Source organism: Variovorax sp. KK3, assembly GCF_001984055.1.
GTDB lineage: Bacteria > Pseudomonadota > Gammaproteobacteria > Burkholderiales > Burkholderiaceae_C > Variovorax.
This window is the reverse complement of sequence record NZ_LYVO01000058.1, coordinates 14,061-29,969: the sequence shown is the minus strand read 5'-3', so window position 1 is coordinate 29,969 and position 15,909 is coordinate 14,061. Positions and strand designations below refer to the sequence as shown.

15 protein-coding genes are annotated in these 15,909 nt (G+C 68.4%); 2 read left to right on the top strand and 13 right to left on the bottom strand.

Annotation, left to right across the window (positions count from 1 at the left end; all coding sequences use genetic code 11):
• Positions 1-17 precede the first annotated feature (17 nt).
• The 3 genes from B0W80_RS23800 to B0W80_RS23790 are packed head-to-tail and all read right to left on the bottom strand — an operon-like array spanning position 18 to position 2,925.
• Positions 18-836 carry an enoyl-CoA hydratase-related protein gene (locus B0W80_RS23800; protein WP_083745578.1) on the bottom strand — a complete coding sequence of 273 codons (819 nt, stop codon included), beginning with the start codon at positions 834-836 and terminating at the stop codon, positions 18-20.
• A complete protein-coding gene (locus B0W80_RS23795) occupies positions 833-2,032 on the bottom strand; it encodes an ATP-grasp domain-containing protein (RefSeq protein WP_077001638.1) in 1,200 nt (399 codons plus the stop codon). Before B0W80_RS23795 ends, B0W80_RS23800 begins: the two co-directional genes overlap by 4 nt.
• Positions 2,029-2,925: a CoA-binding protein gene (locus B0W80_RS23790; RefSeq protein ID WP_077001637.1), complete on the bottom strand. Its 897-nt coding sequence runs from the start codon at positions 2,923-2,925 to the stop codon at positions 2,029-2,031. The genes B0W80_RS23795 and B0W80_RS23790 overlap by 4 nt, the downstream gene beginning before the upstream one ends.
• 108 nt (positions 2,926-3,033) lie before the next feature.
• On the opposite strand from B0W80_RS23790, the gene B0W80_RS23785 reads away from it, so the two are divergent.
• Both B0W80_RS23785 and B0W80_RS23780 read left to right on the top strand, forming a co-directional pair.
• Entirely contained in the window at positions 3,034-4,845 is a 1,812-nt protein-coding gene (locus B0W80_RS23785; RefSeq protein WP_077001636.1) for an acyclic terpene utilization AtuA family protein, read from the top strand.
• 4 nt (positions 4,846-4,849) lie between these two features.
• Positions 4,850-5,800 (top strand): DMT family transporter, encoded by a 951-nt coding sequence (locus B0W80_RS23780; protein ID WP_077001635.1) that lies wholly within the window; start codon positions 4,850-4,852, stop codon positions 5,798-5,800.
• On the opposite strand, the gene B0W80_RS23775 is transcribed toward B0W80_RS23780, so the two are convergent.
• The 10 genes from B0W80_RS23775 to B0W80_RS23730 all read right to left on the bottom strand — a co-directional run bounded on the left by B0W80_RS23775 (position 5,778) and on the right by B0W80_RS23730 (position 15,851).
• The gene (locus tag B0W80_RS23775; protein ID WP_077001634.1) at positions 5,778-6,719 is read right to left on the bottom strand and encodes an SDR family NAD(P)-dependent oxidoreductase; all 942 of its coding nucleotides are present in this window, start codon (positions 6,717-6,719) and stop codon (positions 5,778-5,780) included. The genes B0W80_RS23780 and B0W80_RS23775 overlap by 23 nt on opposite strands.
• 4 nt (positions 6,720-6,723) lie before the next feature.
• Positions 6,724-8,022 (bottom strand): TRAP transporter large permease, encoded by a 1,299-nt coding sequence (locus tag B0W80_RS23770; RefSeq protein ID WP_077001633.1) that lies wholly within the window; start codon positions 8,020-8,022, stop codon positions 6,724-6,726.
• 48 nt (positions 8,023-8,070) lie between these two features.
• Positions 8,071-8,577: a TRAP transporter small permease gene (locus B0W80_RS23765; protein WP_077001632.1), complete on the bottom strand. Its 507-nt coding sequence runs from the start codon at positions 8,575-8,577 to the stop codon at positions 8,071-8,073.
• A gap of 12 nt (positions 8,578-8,589) precedes the next feature.
• A complete protein-coding gene (locus B0W80_RS23760; RefSeq protein WP_077001631.1) occupies positions 8,590-9,621 on the bottom strand; it encodes a TRAP transporter substrate-binding protein in 1,032 nt (343 codons plus the stop codon).
• A 136-nt stretch (positions 9,622-9,757) separates the two neighbouring features.
• Positions 9,758-10,081 (bottom strand): 2Fe-2S iron-sulfur cluster-binding protein, encoded by a 324-nt coding sequence (locus B0W80_RS23755; RefSeq protein ID WP_077001630.1) that lies wholly within the window; start codon positions 10,079-10,081, stop codon positions 9,758-9,760.
• Positions 10,082-10,148: 67 nt separating this feature from the next.
• On the bottom strand, positions 10,149-11,354 hold the full coding sequence (locus tag B0W80_RS23750) for a cytochrome P450 (RefSeq protein ID WP_143684760.1): 1,206 nt from the start codon (positions 11,352-11,354) through the stop codon (positions 10,149-10,151).
• 71 nt (positions 11,355-11,425) lie between these two features.
• The gene (locus tag B0W80_RS23745; RefSeq protein WP_077001628.1) at positions 11,426-12,466 is read right to left on the bottom strand and encodes a TRAP transporter substrate-binding protein; all 1,041 of its coding nucleotides are present in this window, start codon (positions 12,464-12,466) and stop codon (positions 11,426-11,428) included.
• 29 nt (positions 12,467-12,495) lie between these two features.
• A complete protein-coding gene (locus B0W80_RS23740; RefSeq protein ID WP_077001627.1) occupies positions 12,496-13,530 on the bottom strand; it encodes a TRAP transporter substrate-binding protein in 1,035 nt (344 codons plus the stop codon).
• A gap of 100 nt (positions 13,531-13,630) precedes the next feature.
• Positions 13,631-14,746, bottom strand: coding sequence for an LLM class flavin-dependent oxidoreductase (locus tag B0W80_RS23735; RefSeq protein ID WP_077001626.1), 1,116 nt, complete (start codon positions 14,744-14,746; stop codon positions 13,631-13,633).
• 55 nt (positions 14,747-14,801) lie between these two features.
• Positions 14,802-15,851 carry a TRAP transporter substrate-binding protein gene (locus B0W80_RS23730; protein ID WP_077001625.1) on the bottom strand — a complete coding sequence of 350 codons (1,050 nt, stop codon included), beginning with the start codon at positions 15,849-15,851 and terminating at the stop codon, positions 14,802-14,804.
• Positions 15,852-15,909 lie beyond the last annotated feature (58 nt).

Below are 15,909 nucleotides of genomic sequence, written 5' to 3'. Positions count from 1 at the left end.
CTGCGCAAAAGCAGGCCTCAGCGGTTCTTCCACTGCGGCGGCCGCTTCTCGTTGAAGGCGGCCAGCCCCTCGCGGGCATCCTGCGTCTGGATCATCGCGCTGATGGCCGTCTCGGTGAAGGCCACGCGCTCCGCGAACGCCATCGATTCGACCGCGCGCAGCGCGTACTTGCCGCGCCGCACGGCCATCGGCGACACGGCCAGCAGGTCTTGCACGAGCTTGTCGACCGTGGCGTCGAGCTGCGCGGCCGGCACGACCCTGTTGAGCAAGCCGATCGAGAACGCGGTCGCGGCATCGATGGGCTGTCCGGTCATGCACATCTCGTTGAGAAAGCGCGGCGGGATCAGATCGCGCAGCACGTTGAGGATCTGCATCGGGAAGATGCCGACCTTGACCTCGGGCATGCCGAAGCGCGCCTCTTCCACCGCGATGGCCATGTCGCACAGGCCGAAGAGGCCCATGCCGCCCGCCATGCACACGCCGTTGATGCGGCCGATGATCGGCACGTGGCAGTCGTGCGCCGCGCGCATCAGGTCGGCCATCGGCAGGGTCAGGCGCGCGAAGTCGGGCTGGAATGGCGTGTCGCCGGGCGTCAGATCCGCGCCTGCGCAGAAGGCTTTATCGCCGGCGCCCGTGAGGACGATGGCACGCAGCGTCGTGTCCTTGCCGGCCACCGCGAAGGCATCGCGCAGCCCGAGCAGCACGGCGTCGGTGAGCGCGTTGCGGCGCTGCGGCCGATTGAGCGTGAGGCGAAGCACGCCGCCTTCGCATGCCGCCAGCAGGTCGCCGCCTGCGAGGCTGCCTTCCTTGTCCTTGATCCAGTTCTCTGTGCTCATCGGTTCGCTCCGTCGTGTGGGGTTGCAGGGTCGGTCGTGCCCCGGCGCGCCAGGCGCACCTGTGCAAGCGCCGCCAAGGCCTCGGGGAGGCCGGGCTCGCAGCGCAGGCCGCGCGCCGCGAAGGCGTCACGGGCCTGTGCGAAAGTCATCTCGCGTTCGCCGGCGCCCGAGCACAGCAGGCCGATCACCAGCGGCTTGGGCGGCGCGCCGGCATCGAGCAGCGCCATGACGCCCTTCACCACCGTCGCCACCGACGTGGCGGCCAGCGTGAAGTACATCAGGATCGCGCTCACGTCCGGCCGGTCGGCGCGCTCGAAGGTGATGCGGCCCAGCGTCTCGAACACGTTTGCGCCGCTGCCGCCGGAGGCATCGGCGAAGTTCGCCGCCGGCATGCCGGCGTCTGCCAGGATGTCGAGGATGGCCATGCCGATGCCCGCGCCGCCGGCGAGCATCGCGATCTCGCCGTCGAGTTCCACGAACGCGAAGCCGTTGGCGGCGGCGCGCCGTTCGAGCGCCGTGGCCTGTCGATCCGCGAGGCGCGCCGAATGGAGCGACGGCCAGTCGCGGTGGCGCGGCGATGCGTTGTCGTCGAGCACCAGCTTGGCGTCGAGCGCGATCACCTCGCCCGAGGCCAGCACGGCCAGCGGATTGATCTCGAGCAGCTCGGCATCTTCGTGCACGAACACGCGCCAGCTCGCCGCGGCGAAGCGACACAGCGCGCCCAAGGTGCGGCCCTCGACGCCGGCCTGCGCGAAGAAGTGCAGGAACTCGTGCGCGGCCGGCACGTGGCAAGGCGCGACGTGAAAGGCGTGCAGCGTGTGGGCCTGCGATTCGACCTCGACGCCGCCGTGCATCGAGAACTGCAAGACATGGTCCTGCGCCACGTCGTCGATGCGCCAGCACACGTAGAACTCGCGCGTGGACGCGATGGCTTGCTCCACCAGCACGTGCGGCGCGTCGTGCCCCAGGGCCCGCATGCGGTCGCGCAACAGCGCCAGCTGCGATGCGCCGTCGTCGCCGGTGGGCACGGGGATGATCAACCCGCGCTTGCCGCGTCCGCCCTCCGCGATCTGGGCCTTGAGCACGCAAGGCGCCTGGATTGCAATGCACGTGGATTCGTCGGCCACGGCACCGGCAGGCACCGGCAGGCCGGCGCGGTGCAACAAGGCCTTGGCTTCGAACTCGACGAGGTTCATGCGAACGACTCCATCGCACGCTGGACAGGCCGGCGCAACAGCCGTGCCGCGATCTCGACCACCTCGGCGGGCGACTTCGCCACGTGCGCGCCCGCACCCGCGAGCGCTTCGATCTTGGCGCCGGCTGTTTCGCGCGCGCTGCCCACCATCGCACCGGCATGGCCCATGCGGCGGGCCGGCGGCACGTGGCGCCCGACCACCAATGCCACGACCGGCTTGCCGGCCTCGCGCACCGCGTCGAGCATCGCGTACTCCTTGGTGCCGCCCGGTTCGCCCAGGTAGACCACCAGGTCGGTCTGCGCATCGGCCGCGAAGAGGCCGAGCCATTCGTGCGGATTGCGCCCGCACACCACGTCGCCGCCGATGTGCACGACCGAACTCTGGCCCAGCCCGGCGAGGCTCAGCGCGCGGCAGACATTCATGGTGAGCGTGCCGCTGCGGCCGATGACGCCGATGCGGCCCGGCAGCGTCATGCCCGGCGGGATGGCGCCGAGCACGGCCTGCCCGGGCGATGCCATGCCGCTCGAATTGGGGCCGACGAGCCAGCAACCGGCCTCGCGTGCCCGCTGCGCAGCGCGAAGCACGTCGTGCACGGGCACGAACTCCGCTGCCGCGAAGACCAGCTTCAGCCCCACGCGCGCCGCCTCGTCGATCGAATCGCGCACGCCCGCCGCCGGGGTGAAGACCGCGGCGGCCGTCGCCTGTGTGGCCTGCACTGCCGCTGCGATGGTGTCGAACACCGGCAGCCCGTCGATCTCGCCGCGGCGGCCCGGTGCGACGTGCGCGACCACCTGTGTGCCGAAGCCGCGCATCGCGCGCACCTGCCCGCCGCCGTAGGCACCCGTGGCGTTGACCGCGAGCACGCGGGTCTCGGAGTTCAGCAGGATGGCCATGCCGCGACGTGTCTCATGGTCGATGGAAGTTCGAGAAGTACTATTGACAGGACGTTATGCTAACAAGGAAACTTCGATCTCGAAAGACCATGCATTGAAAGGACCGTGATGGCCAACGAGAACACGCTGCGAATCGGCGGCGCCAGCGCCTTCTGGGGCGACAGCAACAAGGGCGTCGAACAACTGATCCGGCGCGGCGACGTCGACGTGCTGGTGTTCGACTACCTTGCCGAGCTCACGCTCTCCATCATGGCCAGCGCGAAGAGCCGCAATGCCGAGATGGGCTATGCGACCGACTTCGTCAAGGCCGTGGGCCCGCACTTGCAGACGCTCAAGCAGCGCAAGACCCTGCTGCTGAGCAACGCCGGCGGCATGAATCCGCAAGCCTGCGCACAGGCCTTGCGCGTGGCCGCGGACGCGGCCGGCGTGCCGTTGCGCGTGGCCGTGATCGAAGGCGACGACCTGCTGCCGCATCGCGCGGAGGTCAGCGCCGCGGGCGTGCGCGAAGCCTTCTCGAACGCGCCGCTGCCCGAGGGCCTGACGAGCATGAACGCCTACCTCGGCGCGTTCCCGATCGTGCAGGCGCTGCGCCAGGGCGCGGAGGTGGTGATCACCGGCCGCTGCGCCGACAGCGCGCTCGCGCTGGCGGCGCTGATCCATCGCTTCGACTGGAAGCCCGAGGACTACGACCGCCTCGCCGCGGGCAGCCTGGTCGGCCACATCCTCGAATGCACGACGCAGACCACGGGCGGCCTGTTCACCGATTGGTGGAAGGTGCCGGGCTGGGAAGACATGGGCTACCCGATCGCCGAGTGCCAAGCCGACGGCAGCTTCGTGCTGTGCAAGCCGGCGGGCACGGGCGGGCTCATCACGCCGCTGGTCGTCTCCGAGCAGATGCTCTACGAGGTGACCGACCCGGCCAACTACCTGCTGCCCGACGTGACCTGCGACTTCACGTCGGTGACGCTCGAACAGGCCGGCGACAACCGCGTGCGCGTGCAGGGTGCGCGCGGACGGGCGCCGACACCGACCTACAAGGTCAGCGGCACCTGGCTCGACGGCTATCGCCTGTCGACCACGCTGACCTTCGTCGGCCACGATGCGGTGGCGATGGGCCGGCGCGCCATGGACGCCATCGTCACGCGCGCGCGGCGGGTCATGGCCGAGGCCGGACACGGCGACTTCAAGCGCGTCAACATCGAGGTGCTCGGCAGCGAGCAGCCTTCGTTCGGCGCCCATGCCAAAGCCGATGCGCGCGAAGTGGTGGTGCGCCTGGCCGTCCATCACGACAACGCCAAGGCGCTCGAAATCGTGGCGAGCGAAATCGCGCCGATGGGCATCGCCGGCGCGCCCGGCACGACCGGCTTCAGCGGCCGCCAGAAGCCGACGCCGATCTTCCGGCTGTTCTCGTTCCTGTGGCCGAAGTCGCGCGTGCCGGTGAGCTTCGTGATCGACAAAGAGCGCAGCGAGGTCGCGCCGGCATCGTCGGCCGACGCGTTCGTGCCGGCCGACGGCACGCGGTTTTCGCACGCTGCCGTGCCTGCGGGCGAGACCGTGACCGTGCCGCTGTCGGCGATCGCGGTCGCGCGCAGCGGCGACAAGGGCGACCGCGCGCATCTCGCGATCATTGCCCGCGCGCCGCGCTTCGCCGCAGCCATCGGCGCACAGCTGACCGAGTCGGCCATGCGAAGCTGGTTCGAGCACCTGGCCAAGGGCCGCGTGCACCGCTACGAGGTGCCGGGCATCCATGCCTACAACTACGTGCTCGACGAAGCGCTCGGCGGCGGCGGCGCGGCATCGCTGCGCAACGATCCGCTGGGCAAGACCTTCAGCCAGATCGCGCTGACGCATCCGGTGCAGATTCCGAAGGCCTGGCTGCCGGAGGTCGACCCGGGGTTCCAGGGGACGATCGCGGCATAACCCGATGAACGGCGAGGTGGCGGCCGCGTCGGGCGCGGCCGCGGACGGCCCGCTGCGCCTGCGCGCGCTGCTGCTGGTGACGATGGCGATGTGGGGCATCAACATCACGGTCGTCAAGCTGCTCCTGGGCCAGATCGACGTGCTGCCGCTCGCGACGCTGCGCATGCTGCTGGCCACGGCCGTGATGCTGCCCTTCTGCTGGGCGCGCCTGCCGACGCTCGCACGCCTCGGCCGCGCGCAGTGGCTTCGGCTCGCGGCCTGCGCCGCGGTGCTCGTGTACGCGCACCAGCTGCTCGCCATTTCGGGCATGGCCCGGACCTCGACGACCCACACGGCGCTGATCGCCGCGCTGACGCCCATCGTCGGCATGCTGGTGGCCACCGCGGGATCGATGGAGCGCACGCGGCCGCTCGGCCTGCTCGGCGTGCTGCTGGGCTTCGCAGGCGTGGCCGTCGCCATCCTTGCCAAGCCGGGTGCCATGCTTTCCGGCCTGGCCTATGGCGACCTGCTGATGTTCCTGTCGGTGTTCGCCTTCGCGGGCGGCAGCGCCTGGGCGTCGCGCGTGGCGCCCGGGCTCGACACGCTGGTGCTCAGTGCCGCCGTGCACGGCATCGGCGCGGTGTACCTGCTGATGCACACGCTGGTGTTCGCGGCTCCGTCGTTCGGCGCCGTCGCGCAATGGACGGGGTCGAGCTGGGCGATGCTGCTGTTCTCGGGCGCTTGTGCGAACGGCGTCGGCCTGCTGGTCTACATGCGCTCGATCGAGCGACTGGGTGTCGGCCGCGCGACCTCGGCGCTCTACTGGGTGCCGATCTTCGGCATCGGCTTCGGTGCGCTCTTCGGCGCGCAGATCCAGGCGATGCATCTGGTGGGGCTGGCCGGCGTGGTGGCCGGCACCTGGCTCACCGCGCGGTGGGCCCCTCGGCGAATCGCTACATCACCCCCATCTGCGTGAGCATCTTCTCCATGGCGGCCTGCGTGCCGCGAAACTCGGCCGCACCCGCCATGTCGCACACCGTGTCGAAGCGCTCGGCCACCATCTCGGGCGTGACGGCCTGGGTCGGGTCGAACTGGACGCCCGGCGCCTTGTGCACTTCGAGCTTCGCGACATGGCCGCCCGCGACGGCGAACATGCCGCTGTTGGAGCTGCAGCGCTCGCTGGCGAGATAGAGCACGGCCGGCGCGACCAGCTCGGGGCGCAGGAACTTCTCCATTTGCGGCCACAGCAGGCCCTGGCTCATGCGCGTGGTCGCGGTCGGCACGATGGTGTTGGTGAAGATGCCCAGCTCGCCGTATTCGCGCGAGATGCAGTTCATCAAGCCGACCATGCCGGTCTTCGCGGCGCCGTAGGCCGCCTGCTCGGCGAAGCCCACCAGGCCCGAGCCGGAACTCGTCAGCACGATGCGGCCATAGCCATGGCGCTGCATCGCCGGCAGGGCTGCGCGGCAGCAGTACAGCGAGCCCATCAGGTGCACGCCGACCTGCGCATCGACGTCGCCCACGGGCGCTTCGCCCAGCTTCGCCATCTTGAGGTTGCCGGCGTTGTTGATCAGCACGTCGAGCCGCCCGAAATGCTCGACCGCCGCCGCCACGATGCGCCCGGCGCCCTCGGGCGTCGCCACGCTGTCGTGGTTGGCCACGGCTTCGCCGCCGGCCGCGCGGATCTCGTCGACCACCGCGTCGGCGGCCTGGCTCGAACTGCCCTGCCCGGCCACGCTGCCGCCCAAGTCGTTGACCACCACCTTCGCGCCGCGCTCGGCGAGCTGCAGCGCGTAGATGCGGCCGATGCCGGTGCCGGCGCCGGTGACGATGGCGACGCGGCCGTCGAATCGAAGGGTCGAGGCAGCCTCGCGGACAGCAGCTTGAGCAGACATGCGTTCAGACTTTGTAGAAGAGGTTGGGGAGGTACATCGACAGGATCGGGAAGGCCGCGATGATGAAGACGCGCACGATGTCGGCCACCGCGAAGGGTGCGATGCCCTTCACGATGGTGCCTATCTTGATGTCGGGCGCGAACGATCGAACGACGAACAGGTTCATCCCTACCGGCGGCGCGATCATCCCGAGTTCGCACAGCACGATCACGAGCACGCCGAACCACACGCCGTCGTAACCCAGGCCGGTGACCACCGGGAAGAACAGCGGCACCGTCAGCAGCATCATCGAGAGCTCTTCCATGAGGGCGCCGAGCACGATGTAGATCAGGCAGATGACGACCACCACCTGGAAGGGCGAGAACCCGTGGTCCTTGACCAGCGAGAGCACCGCGTTGTGCGCACCCGTGCGGTTGAGGAACTCGGTGAACACCAGTGCGCCGATCAGCAGGCCGAAGATGACCGCGGTGGAGCGGGCGGTGTCGATCAGCACCTCCTGCAGCATCTTCATCGTGAGCTTGCGGCGAGCCAGGCCCAGCGCCAGGGCACCCATGGCGCCGATGCCGGCCGCCTCGGCCGCCGTGAAGAGCCCGCTGTAGATGCCGCCCAGCACCAAGGTGAACAAGGCAAGGATCGGCCAGATCGAAAGCAGGGAGTTGAGTTTCTCGGCGCGTGTCGACGCGATGGAACCGGGCGCGCTCTTCGGGTCGCGCCAGACAGTCCATCTCACCGCGGCGATGTAGCCGATGATGCCCAGGAAGCCCGGGATCAGGGCAGCCGCGTAGAGCTTGCCGATGTGGGTTTCGGTCATCACGCCGTAGATCACCAGCAGCACGCTGGGCGGGATGATGATGCCAAGCGTGGCGCCGGCGGCGATGGTCGCGGCGCTGAGCCGGTCGTCGTAGTTGAACGATCGCATCGAGGGCAGCGCCACCTTGCCCATCGTCACCACGGTGGCCACGCTGGAGCCGCACACCATCGCGAAGCCGCCGCACGACAGCACGGTGGCGCTCGCCAGGCCGCCGCGCTGCTTGCCCATGAACGCCTGCGCGGCCTTGTAGAGCTCCTTCGACACGCCTGTGCCGGCGATCAGGTTGCCCATCAGGATGAAGAGCGGAATCACGACCATCGAATAGGTCATGGCCGCCTCGCGCGTGGTCAGCGCGAGCATCACGAAGGACTGGTTCCAGCCCGCCGTCAGGCCGAAGCCGATGACGCCGGTGAGGCCCAGCGCCACCGCGATGGGCACGCGCATGAAGATCAGCACGAACGAAAAGAGAAAACCTGCGCCCGCTGCGTACATGGTGGCTCCTGTTGGATGTTGTGAATTGGAGTTGACGTGCGCGTGGGTTCAGACGACGACGGGCTCTTGCGCGGCCTCGCCCTCGGCGCCCTGCTGTGCCTCGCGGGCCTGCGGCGCGATGGCGAGCAGCGACGCGACGGCCACGATGCCCGCCATGACTGCCAGCCCGTACAGGATCGGCCCGACCGGGATCTGCAGCGCGGCCGTGCTGTCGCCGTAGCCCATCGCCCGGTTCGCGAGGATCCAGCTCTGCCAGGCGATCAGCGCGAACATGATGGCCCCGAGCACGCAGGCGAAGGCGTCGAGCGCCCTGCGCACCGTGTCGCTGCAGATCTGGTCGATCAGGTCGATGACGATGTGCTCGTTGCGGCGCGCGACCTGCGGCAGCATCAGGAAGATGACCAGCGCCAGCAGGATCTCGGTCAGCTCCGACGCACCGGTGAGCGGCTTGTTGAAGAGGTTGCGCCCGGCGACGTCGACGAAGGTCAGCAGCATGAGGGCGAAGAGCAGCACCGCGGCCAGGTTCACGGCCGCGCGTTCGATTCGGCGATACATGGTGTCGCTCCTTCAGCGGGCCTGCACGGCGGTGCGGAAGTCGGCCAGCGCGGCGGCCGGGTCGGCCACGCCCTTCTTCTTGGCCTTGGCGATCCACTCGTCCTCGATCGGGCTCAGCGTCTTCTTGAGGCCCGCCGTCAGGGTGGGGTCGGCGCGCTCGGTCACGTACTTGGCTTCCTTCATCGCGTCGATGCTGGACTGGTCGGCCGCCGCATAGGCGCGGCCGATCTTGGCCGCCAGCGCCTCGCCCGACACGGCCATGATCGCGCGCTGGTCCGCAGGCGAGACGGTCTTCCACTTGCCGCTGTTGACGACGACGGCCAGCGAGGAATTGAAGAGCCCGCCCGGAATGAGCAGGCCGTATTTCAGCAGCCCTACCGAGTTGGTCGACTTCACCGTCTCCTGCAGCATCAGGCTGCCGTCGATGGCGCCGCTCGACAGCATCTCGAAGGCCTCGGTCGACGACTTGAGGATCGGCACCGCGCCCACCAGGTTGAGCGCCCGCGTGCCGGTGGCCGAGGCGCTGCGCAGCTTCATGCCCTTGAGATCGTCGAGCGTCTTGATCTGCTTCTTGGCCGTGAAGATGTGGCCGGGCGCGATCGTGAAGATGCTCATCACGTCGACGCCGCGGAACTCGTTGGCGGCGGCGAAGTGCTTGCGGTAGACGCGGTCGAAGGCCGGCGACATCACGGTCGGGTCTTCGCCGAGGAAGGGCAGCTCGCCCATCTCGGCCAGCTCGAAGCGGCCGGGGGTGTAGCCGGTGACGATCAGGCTCAGGTCCGCCAGGCCGTCGCGCACCACGTCGAACTGCGTGGGCGGCGTGCCCACGGTCTTCGGCAGCATCTCGACTTTCACGCGGCCCTGGGTGGCCTTCTCGACCTCGGCGATCCAGGGCAGCATGCCGTTGACGTTGAGCCAGTGCGTGGGCGGCAGCCACGACGAATACGTGAGGACGACCGCCGCCTGCGCATGCGCCGCCGCCGCCGAGGCGGCAAGGAAGAGGCCGACCGAGGCCGCCCGGATGATTGTCTTCAGCTTGTGCACCTTGTCTCCTTCGACCGCTTGTCCGGCTGGGGTGGGAATCTGGCGAAACGGTTGGCCCGTTGGTGATGTGATCCGCCCGGCCAATCTACCCGTTGGCCGGTTTACCTGTCAATAGTACTTGTCTTGGGATTAAAACTTAGAGTTGCGGATCGGCGACCCGCACGGTGAGTCCTTCGAGGCCTTCCTGCATGAGGATCTGGCAGGACAGGCGGCTGTTGGGCAAGCGGGGTGCCGCGGTGTACTCGAGCATTTCGGTTTCGCGCGTGTCGGCGGGGCCAAGCAGCTCGGCGTGGGTCGATTCGACGTAGACGTGGCAGGTGGCGCAGGCCAGGTTGCCGCCGCAGTCGCCGACGATCGAGTGGATGCCGGCCCAGGTAGCGGCGCGCATCAGGCTGGTGCCGTTCTCGACTTCCAGGGCCTGCTCGCGACCGTCGGGCAGGATGAACTTCACGTTGGGCATGTGGACGTTCCTTGTGGGGGATGGCTCGGCCGCGGCATCGCTGCTCGACCGGGCCGGGCGGCCGGCTTCAGCGCCAGGTGACTTCGATCGGCAGCGAGCGCAGGCTGCGCAGCGCACTCACGGGGCGCCACTGCGGTTCGCCGGCCAGCCGGATGTCGTCGATGCGTGCCATCAGGGCCTGCATCAGCGTTTCGACCACGAGGCGCGCGATCATCTGGCCGATGCAGACATGCGCGCCGGCGCCGAAGGCGAGATGCTGGCCGACGATGTCGCGGTCGAGGTCGAAGCGGTCGGCATTCGACCAGAAGCGCGGATCGCGATTGGCCGCGCCCGGGTAGAAGGCGATCTTGCGACCGCCCTCGAGCTCGAAACCCTGGAACACCATGTCTTGCGTGACCAGGCGGTACAGGTTCTGCGACGGCGACTCGAGGCGCAACGTTTCCTCGAAGGCGATCTTCAGGCGCGACGGATCGGCCTTGAGCTTGCGCCACTGGTCGGGGTTCTGCGCCAGCAGCATCAGCAGCGAGGCGATGGCCGCGATCGAGGTGTCGGTGCCGCCCCGCAGGAAGGTGCGCACCAGCCCGATGCCGATGCCCGGCTCGAACACGCCCGCGTCCTCGGCCTGGTAGATCACGTCGCCGAAGGTGCCGGGCTTGACGTTCTCGCGCTCGGCCGCGCGGTCGTAATAGTCGACCGCGTCCTGCACGCGCGCCAGGCTCTTGCGCCGCAGCTCGTTCATGGGGCCGAGCGAGAAGAAGTTCATCTCGCCGATGCCGGGCAGGTGCTCGCGCGGCACGTCGAGGCCCAGCGATTCGGGAATGACGGTGTAGACCATGTCCTCGGCCAGCTCCGGCACCGCGTCGAAGGCACCGCCGATGCCCTGCACGCGGTCGACGATGCCGGCGGCGACCTGCTCGTAGCGCGCCCGCCAGCCGCGCACCACCACGGGCGACAGCAGCTTCTGCATGCCCACGCGCGTCTTGGTGTGGACGGGCGGGTCGGCCTCGGTCATCGGGCTGGTCTTGCGCAGCTTTTCCGACTCGGGGTCGCGCTTGTCGATCAGGCCGATGCCGGCGATCGACGAGAAGCGCTCGTAGTCCTTCATCACCACGGCGACGTCCGCATGGCGGCCGACGGCGTAGACCTCGTACTGCGGCAGCCAGACGACCGCCGACGTGTCGCGCAGCGCCTGGTGGAACGGGTACGGGTCGAGCAACGTCTCCACCGCGTAGGGGTCGATGTGCAGGTGGGGCGGCACCTGGGTCTGATTCACCGTGGCTTCCAAGGGGTTCACCTTTGTCTTGTCGTGGTTCGAGGCGATGGCGGACGAGGCGCGGCGCGCTGCTACTGCCCGAGCATCGGGATGCCCAGCGCCTTGTAGCGCGCAGCGATGTCGGCGCGGAACTCGGCCAGCACCTTCTCGGGCTCGGCCATGCCCTTCTTCTTGGCCTTGGCGATCCAGGTGGATTCGGCGTACGACAGCGCCTGCTTGATCTGCTTGTAGAAGTCGCCTTCGGCGACGATGACGGTCTTGCCCGCCTGCTTCATCGTGTCGACGGCGTTCGCATCGGCCTTGCTGTAGGCCTTGCCGACCTCCTTGGCCATCAGGTCGCCGGACAGCTTCGTGATGATGTCCTGGTCCTTCGGCGACAGCGACTTCCACTTGTCTTCGTTGATCGCCAGCGACAGCACCGAGTTGTAGATGCCGCCCGGGATGATCGTGAGGTTGTTCAGCGTGTTGACCAGGCTGAAGCTGACGACCGCCTCCTTGCTCAGCAGCGTGCCGTCGAGCACGCCGGAGGACACGAGCTCGTAGATCTCGTTGGTGCCCTTCTGCACCGGCACGGCACCCAGCGCCGTGACGGCCGGGCTGTTGGCGGCCAGCGAGGTGCGCAGCTTGACGCCCTTGAAGTCGGCCATGGAGCGCACCGGCTTCTTCGCCGTGTACACGTGCCCGGCCGCGGTCGAGAAGATGCTGACGATGTGCACCCCCTTGAACTCGTTGTACTTGGCCAGGTGCTTCGTGTAGAGCTGCTGGACGGCGGGCGCCATCACGTTGGGCTCGTCGGCGACCAGGGGCAGCTCGGCCATCTCGATCAGGTCGAAGCGTCCCGGCGAGAAGCCGGGCACGAACACGGCCATGTCGGCCAGGCCGTCGCGCAGCACGTCGAACTGCGTAGGCACGGTGCCGACCATCTTGGGCAGTATCTCGAACTTGACGCGCCCTTCGGTCGCCTTCTCGACCTCGGCCATCCAGGGCACGAAGACCTCGGTGTGCATCTGGTGCTTGGCCGGCAGCCAGTTCGAATAGCGCAGCACGGTCTGCGACCAGGCGGGCGCGGCAGCACAGAGCATGAGGGCGAGGCAGAGCGCGAGTCTCTTCATGAAGATCTCCTGTCGTGATGTTGTGGGGCTCAGCGCGCCGATCCGAGCGCCTTCTGGCGCGCGGCGATGTCGGCCTTGAAGTCGGCGAGCACGGCCTCGGGGTTGGCCATGCCCTTCTTCTTCGCCTTGGCGATCCAGGTCGCCTCGGCCGGCTGCAGCACCTGCCGGATCGATGCGAGGAAAGCGCCGTCGGCCGTGACGATGGTCGCGCCGGCGGCCTTCATCATCTGGAAGCCGCGCTCATCGGCACGGCTGTATGCCTCGCCGACCGCCTTGGCCAGGGCGTCGCCCGAGAGCTTGTCGATGGCCTCGCGGTCGCGCGGCTCGATGGCCTTCCACTTCTCTTCGTTGATGGCGAGCGAGAGGATGGAGTTGTAGAGGCCGCCCGGCACTACGAGCATGTGGTTCAACGTGCCGTTGACCATGCTGAAGCCGGCCGGCCCTTCCTTGGTCCACAGCGTGCCGTCGACGACGCCGCTGGTCACGAGCTCGTAGATCTCGTTGGTGCCCTTCTGGATCGGCACCGTGCCCAGCGCGATCATGGCCGGTGCGTTGCTCGCGAGCGAGGTGCGCAACTTCAGGCCCTTGAGGTCCGCCAGCGAACGCATCGGCTTCTTGGCGGTGTAGATGTGGCCGGCCGCGGTCGAGAACATGCTCGCGATGTGCACGCCCTTGAACTCGTTGTACCTGGCGAGGTGCTTCACGTAGAGCGCGTTCGCCGCCGGCGCCATGATCAGGGGCTCGTCGGCCATGAGCGGCAGCTCGGTCACCTCCATCAGCTCGAAGCGACCCGGCGAGAAGCCGGGAACGAAGATGGCCATGTCGGCCAGGCCGTCGCGCACCACGTCGAACTGCGTCGGCACCGTGCCGACCAGCTTGGGCAGGATCTCGAACTTGACGCGGCCTTGCGTGACCTTCTCCACCTCGGCCATCCACGGCGCCATGACGTCCGCATGCAGCTGGTGCTTGACGGGCAGCCAGTTCGAGTAGCGGATCATGGTCTCAGCCAAGGCCGGCGACGACATCGCCAACCAGAGAGCGGCCACCCCGAGCATGCGCTTCATCGTCTGTCTCCTTGCCGCGGAAGATGCGGTGTAAGTCGGTTCGTAGTTCAATAGGCCTTCTCGGTCGAGAGAGCGGCCCGGACCTTGCCGGGCGCCGCTGTCAGCCGAGGGTGCCCGTGCGCGGCTCGCGATCGGCGAGCGCGGCGTTGACCATGGGCATCACGCGCGTGGCCATCAGCTCCATCGAGCGACGCGCGAGCGCCGGGTCTTGCCAGTCGGCGCCGACGTAGAGCACGGTGCCGAAGCCGCCCAGCGCGTCGTGGCGGGCCAGCAGCTTCTCGGCCACCTGCTCGGGCGTGCCGCTGATGGTGAGGTTGTCGACCAGGAACTGCGCGTCGATGGCCGAATCGGGCATGTCGAGGTCGGACTTGAACAGGTCCATGCGGCCGTTGAAGACGAAGCGCGTGCGCAGGCTTTCCCAGCGCTGTCCGTAGGGGCCTTCGGCGCTGCCGCCGTAGCGCCTGGCCGTGGCGGCGTCGTCACCGACGAAGATGTTCACGCCCACGCGCCAGTCGTTGCGGTCCGCCACGCGGCCGACGTTCTTGCAGCCCTTTTCGTAGAGCGGCCAGTGCGTGGCCTGCCACACGGGCTGCAGCATGTCGCCGGTGATCGGCAGCCAGCCGCGCTCGGCCGCGGAGACGATGCCCTTGGAATACGGCGCGACCACGGTGGCGAAGATGTCGGGGATGCGCCCCTGGTAGGGCCGCAGCATCATGCCCTGCCCCAGCTCCTTCACGTAGGTGCGATCCATGTGGATCTTCCAGTACTTGCCGTCGCGCACGATCGGCGCCTCGTCCTGCCACATGGCGAGGATGTGGTCGATGGCCTCGACGAACATCGCCGTGCGGTCCTCGTCGAGGTTGCCGAAGGCTTCGGAGTCGGACTTGAGCCCGCCAGGCCCGATGCCGAACAGGAATCGCCCCCGCAGCAGGTTGTCGAGCATCGCGACCTGGGCCGCCACCGCCGCCGGGTGGTTGTTCGGCAGGTTGACGGTGCCGCTGCCCAGCTTGATCTGGTGCGTGTCGCTGGCCAGCGAAGCCAGGAACATCAGCGACGAGCTGATGGGCTCCGACAGGTCGGTGACGTGCTCGCCGACGAAGGCTTCGGTGAAGCCCAGTTGGTCCGCCAGGATGATCGCCTCGCGGTCTTCGTCCAGCGTGTCCGGGTAGTTCCGCGACAGCGGGTGAAGGGGCATGGTGAAAAAGCCGAGATCCATGAAGCGCGTCTCCGTCGTGGGCGGGTTGCAGGTTGCAGGTCGCAGGTTGCTGCGTTCAGCGCGATGCGGCGCCGGCCTTGGCCGATTCCTGGCGGAACTCGGCGAGCGCGGCCATCGGGTCGGCGGCGCCCTTCTTCTTGGCGCGGTCGACCCATTCGGCCTCCTGCGGCGCCAGCGCCTTCTTCATGTCGGACACCAGCGCGGGGCTGGCCGGCTCGACCACGTACTTGGCCTGGGCCATGAGGCCCATCGCCTCCTTGTCGGCTTCGACGTAGGCGGTGCCCATGTGGCGGGCCAGCGCCTCGCCCGAGACCGACATGATGGCCTTGCGGTCGGCTTCGGGAATGGCCTTCCACTTGTCGGCGTTGACCACGACGGCCAGCACCGCGTTGAACACGCCGCCCGGCACCAGCGTGCCGTACTTCAGAAGGTCGACCGCGTTGCCGGACTTCACGGTTTCCTTGAGCATCAGGCTGCCGTCGATCGCGCCGGTGGACAGCATCTCGTGCGCCTCGGTGAAGGACTTCAGGATAGGCACCGCGCCCATCAGCGTGAGCGAGCGCGTCGAGGTGGCGCCCGGGCTGCGGAGCTTGAGGCCCTTCATGTCGTCCATGGTCTTCACCTGCCGCTTGGTGGTGAAGATGTGGCCGGGCGAGATGGTGAAGATGCTGAGCACCTCGACGCCCTTGAACTCCTCGGCCTTGGCGAAGTGCTTGCGGTAGACGCGGTCGAAGGCGGGCGACATCGTCGAGGCGTCGTCGCCGGCGAAGGGCAGCTCGCCCATCTCGGCCAGCGGGAAGCGGCCGGGCGTGTAGCCGGCGATCACGATCGACATGTCGGCCAGGCCGTCGCGCGAGACCTCGAAGGCGCTGGCCGGCGTGCCGACGGTCTTCGGCAGCGTCTCGATCTTCACGCGGCCCTGGGTCGCCTTCTCGACCTCGGCGATCCACGGGTTGATGCCCTTGCTGGTGAACCAGATGGTCTGCGGGTGGTACGACGAGTACTTCAGCACGATCGGCTGCGCGGCCTGCGCGGCTGCCGACAGGGGCACCACGGCCGCGGCTGCGGCGAGAACGAGGCCGATGGCGGACGAGAGGATTCGCATGGTTGTCTCCGGACTTAACGTTGGATCAATAGGACTTCCACCATCCAGAGCCGCTGCG